Below are 4,835 nucleotides of genomic sequence, written 5' to 3'. Positions count from 1 at the left end.
CGAGCCCTCGAAGAGCAGCTGCATGCCCAGGCAGGCGCCGAAGATCGGCGTCCCCGCGGACGCCACGTCACGCAGCAGGTCCACGAGGCCCTGCTCGTGGAGCCGCCGCATCGCGGCGGGGAAGGCGCCGACGCCGGGCACCAGCAGGCCGTCGGCGCGGCGCAGGGCGTCGTGGTCCCGGCTGACGGTCGCGCGAACGCCGACCCGCTCCAGCGCCTTCTCGACGCTGCGGCGGTTCCCCATGCCGAAGTCCACGACGGCGATGGCAGGCGCGGACGCGGACGCGCTCATCCGGTGAGCGTGCCCTTGGTCGACGGAACCCCGGTCTCCGTGGGATCGATCGCCACCGCGGCGCGCAGCGCCCGGGCGAACGCCTTGAAGAGCGCCTCGATGATGTGGTGGACGTTCGTGCCCGCCTCGACCCGCAGGTGCAGCGTCAGGCGCGCGGCGCTGGACACGGCCCGGAAGAACTCCTCCGCGAGCTCGTGCTCGAAGTTGCCGATGGCGCCGGGCGGCAGTCCCGCGTCGAACGCGCAGTACGGGCGACCGGAGATGTCCAGCGTGCAGCTCGCGCGAGCCTCGTCCATCGGGACGACGGCGTGCCCGTAGCGGTAGATGCCGGAGCGGTCGCCGAGCGCCTCGTGCAGGGCCTGACCCAGGGCGATGCCGGTGTCCTCGACGGTGTGGTGCGCACCCGTCTGCAGGTCCCCGCGCACGTCGGCCTGCAGGTCCAGGCGCCCGTGGCGTGCGAGCAGGTCCAGCATGTGGTCGAAGAACCCGACCCCGGTGGTCCGCGTGCCGGCCCCGGTGCCGTCGAGCCCGAGCGCGAGCGTGATGTCCGTCTCGTGCGTTCGGCGGGTGATCTCGGCGCGGCGGTCGCTCACGATTGCTGATTCTGACGCAGTGTCATCGATCGCGCGTGCTCGGTGAATCCCTCGGCCCTCGCGATCGGCGCCCCGGCCCGCGCCAGCGCGTCCGCCGCGCCCCCGACGCGGACGACGCTCATGCGCCGTCGGAACGTCCTCGGCCCGAGCGCGCTGGCGAACCGGGCGCTGCCCCCCGTCGGCAGCGAGTGGTTGGACCCGGCGACGTAGTCCCCGAACGCGGTGCCGCCGTTCGTGCCGAGGAAGACGCAGCCCGCGGCCCGCACGTCGTCGACGTGGGCCTCCATCGACGGCCCGACGAGCTCGAGGTGCTCGGGCGCGAACGCCTCCGCCACCTGCAGCGCGCCCGCGGCGTCCGCCACGCGCACGGTCGCACCGACGGCGAGGCTGTCGAGCCCCGCGAGGTCCTCCTGCGCGGCGGCGAGCAGCGCGGCGTCGTCGGACACCAGCACGACGATCGTCCCGTCCCCGTGCTCGGCCTGCGCGCGCAGGTCCGCGAGCACCAGGTCCCGGTCGGCGTGCGCGTCGGCGCAGATCACGACGTCGGACGGGCCGAGGAAGCCGTCGATCCCCACGTCCCCGGACACCTGTCGCTTGGCCTCCTGCACCCACAGGCCGCCCGGACCGGCGATGACGTCGACGCGAGCGATGGTCTCGGTGCCGTACGCGAGGGCGGCCACGGCGTGGGCCCCTCCCATCGCGTAGCGCTCCTGCACGCCGAGCAGCTCGCAGGTCGCCGCGACCACCGGGTGCAGCCCGGGGGCGCAGACGACCACCTCGCTCACCCCGGAGACCTGGGCGGTGACGACCCCCATCACGACCGTGCTCGGGTACGGGTTGCGTCCTCCGGGCACGTAGATCGCGGCACGCCGGACCGGGCGCTCGCGGATCTCGACCGTGTGCCCCTGGGGCAGCGTCACCGACGTGTCCGCCCCGAGCTGGGCCTCGGCGACCGCGCGGACGTTCGCGATCGCCGTCCGCAGCCCGGCCTCCACGTCGCCGGGGAGCGGAGTGGGATCCGGGGCCGGGCGGTCGAACCGCTCGATGTACCGCCGCAGCGCGGCGTCCCCGCCATCCCGCACGTCCTGCACGATCGCGGCCACGTCGGCGGCGACCGACGCGCCCGAGGGCGCGAGCTCGCGGATGCGCGCGACGAGCGCGACCGGGTCGGCGTCCAGGACGAGCGGCTCAACGCGCACGCAGGCGCTCCACCAGGTCGTCGATCGCCTGGGCCTTCAGCTTGTGCGCGACGGGGTTGGCGATGAGCCGGGCGGTGGCCGTGAAGAGCTCCTCGCGGATGACCAGGCCGTTCTCGCGCAGCGTGGTGCCGGTGGCGGTCAGGTCCACGATCGCCTCGGAGAGCCCCGTCAGGGGCGCGAGCTCCACCGAGCCCTTCACCTCGACGATCTCGGCCTGGCGTCCCGTGGCCTCGAAGTGGCGCGCGGCCGTCTTGTAGTACTTCGTGGCGACGCGCACCACCCCTAGGCGCCGCAGCGCCTCGGCGGCCGGGTCCGGTCCGTCGACGCTCGCGACGACCATGACGCAGCGCCCGTAGCCGAGGTCGAGCAACTCGTAGACCTCGCGCTCGGACTGCTCGACCAGGACGTCCTTCCCGGTGATGCCGATGTCGGCGGCTCCGGCCTCGACGTAGGTCGGGACGTCGCTCGGCCGCATGGTGACGATGCCGACGTCCTCGAACAGCAGCTTGCGGTCGTTCTGCCGGACCTCGGAGGTGTCGAGACCGAGGTCTTCGAGCACCTGCAGCGTGTCCTTCATCAGCGCGCCCCGCGGGACCGCGATGGTCAGGCCGTTCGTCGGGCTCATGCTCCCACCTCGGTCTCCGCTGCCAGGGCCAGGTGCACGCGGTCCACGCTGAGCGCGAAGCCGGCGGCCGGATGATCGCGACCGAAGCGCGCGAGCAGGTCGTCGTAGCGCCCGCCACCGCCCAGGGGCATGCCGACGCCCGCGGCGTAGACCTCGAAGACGGCTCCCGTGTAGTAGCCGCGATCCCGGATCAGTCCGAGGTCGAAGATCACGCGGTCGGCCACCGCCGGGTCGAGCCGGTCCAGCACCTGCCGCAGCCCGTCGAGCGCGTCGGCGACCGGACCCGGCGCGGCGTCCACCACGAGGTCCCGTCCTCCACGGGTCTGCGGGACGCGCGCCAGCAGCCGTGCCTGATCGCTGTCGAGCCCGAGCGCCGCGACCTGCTCCTCCAGGGCGACGTGATCCCGTCGGACCAGGGTGTCCAGCAGCCGGTCCTGGGTCTCGGCGGGCACATCGAAGGCCCGCAGCAGGGCCGGGTACAGGGCGGCGTCCCCGAGTCCGATCCGGTAGTCGCGCAGCCCGACGGCGTCGAGCGCCTCGCACAGCACCGCCAGCACCTCCGCGGTGCCTTCGGGGGCTCCCAGGCCGAGCAGCTCGACGCCGGCCTGCAGCGTCTCGCGCATCTGGCCGCGATGCGGGGTGACACCCCGATAGACGTGGGCGAACGTGCTCAGTCGCAGCGGGAACGCCTCGGGGGCGTACCGGGTGGCCGCCAGGCGCGCGATCGGCACGGTCATGTCCGAGCGCAGCAGCAGGACCTCGCCGTGGTCGTCGAACAGGCGGTAGACGCCGCGACCGCCATCCATGCGCCCGACGACGGACTCGTACTCGATCGCGGGCGTCCAGACCTCGCCGTAGCCGTGGTGCTCGAACACCCCGCGCATGGCGTCCGTGATGGTGCGCAGCTCCCGGCTCTCGTCGGGGAGGACATCGCGCGTGCCGCTGGGAAGAGGGTGGATCATGAGGTCGGGGAAGTGTGACGCAGCAGCCGCCCGCGCGGCGGCTCACGTCGGCGCGCGGGCCGGGACCACGACGCGGCACCCCCGGGGATCGAGCCGCTCGGTCCCTGTCCGCGCAGGCGCAGCTCAGACGTGGTGTGGCTCGACCGGGACGCGCTCGATCCGCGCGCCGAGCGCCCGCAGGCGCTCGTCGATCCGCTCGTAGCCACGGTCGATCTGCCGGATGTTGTGGATCTCGCTCCGGCCGTCCGCGCAGAGGGCCGCGATCAGCATCGCCATGCCGGCCCGGATGTCCGGGCTCTCGACGCGCTCCCCGCGCAGCCGCGAGGGACCGCTGATGATGGCGCGGTGCGGGTCGCAGAGCGTGATGTCGGCGCCCATCAGGACGAGCTTGTCGGTGAAGACAAGTCGGTTCTCGAACATCCACTCGTGGATGAGGACCGATCCCTCGCACTGCGTCGCCAGCGCGACGGCGATCGAGGTGAGGTCGGCGGGGAAGGCGGGCCAGGGACCGTCCTGGACCTTGCTCTTGTGCTCCCCGACATCGCGTCCGGCGATCAGCTTCTGCCCGCCCGGGACGAGGACGTCCGCTCCGTCGAGCTCGCTGCGCAGACCGAGCTTCTCGAACACCAGGCGGATCATCCGCAGGTCGTCCGGCGCGGTGTCCTTGATGCGCAGCTCGCCGCCGGTCACGCCGGCCAGGGCCATGAACGAGCCGATCTCGATGTGGTCGGGTCCGACGTCGTGGGTGCAGCCGCCGAGCTCCTCGCGCCCGCTGACGACGAGGACGTTGGATCCCACGCCCTGGATGTCCGCGCCCATCTTCTGCAGCATCCGCGCGAGATCCTGGACGTGCGGCTCGCATGCCGCGTTGCCGATCACGGACACGCCGGGCGTGAGCGCCGCGGCCAGGAGGGCGTTCTCGGTCGCCATGACCGAGGGCTCGTCCATGAAGACCTCGCCCGCGCGCAGTCCGGCTCCGGCGTCCAGCACGATGTCGCGCTGGTGCTCGTAGGTGGCGCCGAGGCCGACGAAGGCGTCCAGGTGGGGGTCGAGCCGGCGGCGGCCGATGACGTCCCCGCCGGGAGGCGGCATCTCACAGCGGCCGAACCGCGCCAGCAGCGGGCCCGCGAGCAGGAACGAGGCGCGGATCTTCTCGGCGTGGTCG

General features: G+C 73.3%; 5 protein-coding genes and 1 pseudogene. All 6 read right to left on the bottom strand.

Annotation, left to right across the window (positions count from 1 at the left end):
• A pseudogene (gene hisH, locus ABYE80_RS17210) lies at positions 1–291 on the bottom strand (imidazole glycerol phosphate synthase subunit HisH); the annotation flags it as partial.
• The gene (hisB, locus tag ABYE80_RS17205; protein WP_372791536.1) at positions 288–884 is read right to left on the bottom strand and encodes an imidazoleglycerol-phosphate dehydratase HisB; all 597 of its coding nucleotides are present in this window, start codon (positions 882–884) and stop codon (positions 288–290) included. The gene hisB and the pseudogene hisH, both read right to left, overlap by 4 nt.
• Positions 881–2,083 carry a histidinol dehydrogenase gene (gene hisD, locus ABYE80_RS17200; protein ID WP_372791535.1) on the bottom strand — a complete coding sequence of 401 codons (1,203 nt, stop codon included), beginning with the start codon at positions 2,081–2,083 and terminating at the stop codon, positions 881–883. The genes hisB and hisD overlap by 4 nt, the downstream gene beginning before the upstream one ends.
• Entirely contained in the window at positions 2,073–2,708 is a 636-nt protein-coding gene (gene hisG, locus ABYE80_RS17195) for an ATP phosphoribosyltransferase (RefSeq protein ID WP_372791534.1), read from the bottom strand. Before hisG ends, hisD begins: the two co-directional genes overlap by 11 nt.
• Positions 2,705–3,670 carry an ATP phosphoribosyltransferase regulatory subunit gene (gene hisZ, locus ABYE80_RS17190; protein WP_372791533.1) on the bottom strand — a complete coding sequence of 322 codons (966 nt, stop codon included), beginning with the start codon at positions 3,668–3,670 and terminating at the stop codon, positions 2,705–2,707. The genes hisG and hisZ overlap by 4 nt, the downstream gene beginning before the upstream one ends.
• A 123-nt stretch (positions 3,671–3,793) precedes the next feature.
• A partial coding sequence (locus ABYE80_RS17185) for a UDP-N-acetylglucosamine 1-carboxyvinyltransferase (protein WP_372791532.1) occupies positions 3,794–4,835 on the bottom strand: 1,042 nt, incomplete at its 5' end.

The organism is Paraconexibacter sp. (assembly GCF_041602235.1).
Lineage (GTDB): Bacteria > Actinomycetota > Thermoleophilia > Solirubrobacterales > Solirubrobacteraceae > Paraconexibacter.
The sequence above is the reverse complement of the archived record's forward strand: the minus strand, read 5'-3'. Positions and strand labels throughout refer to the sequence as shown.

Coding starts and splice junctions, on each gene's coding strand:
- hisG (WP_372791534.1), bottom strand. CDS start 2,708: ATGAGCCCGACGAACGGCCTGACCATCGCGGTCCCGCGGGGCGCGCTG.
- hisZ (WP_372791533.1), bottom strand. CDS start 3,670: ATGATCCACCCTCTTCCCAGCGGCACGCGCGATGTCCTCCCCGACGAG.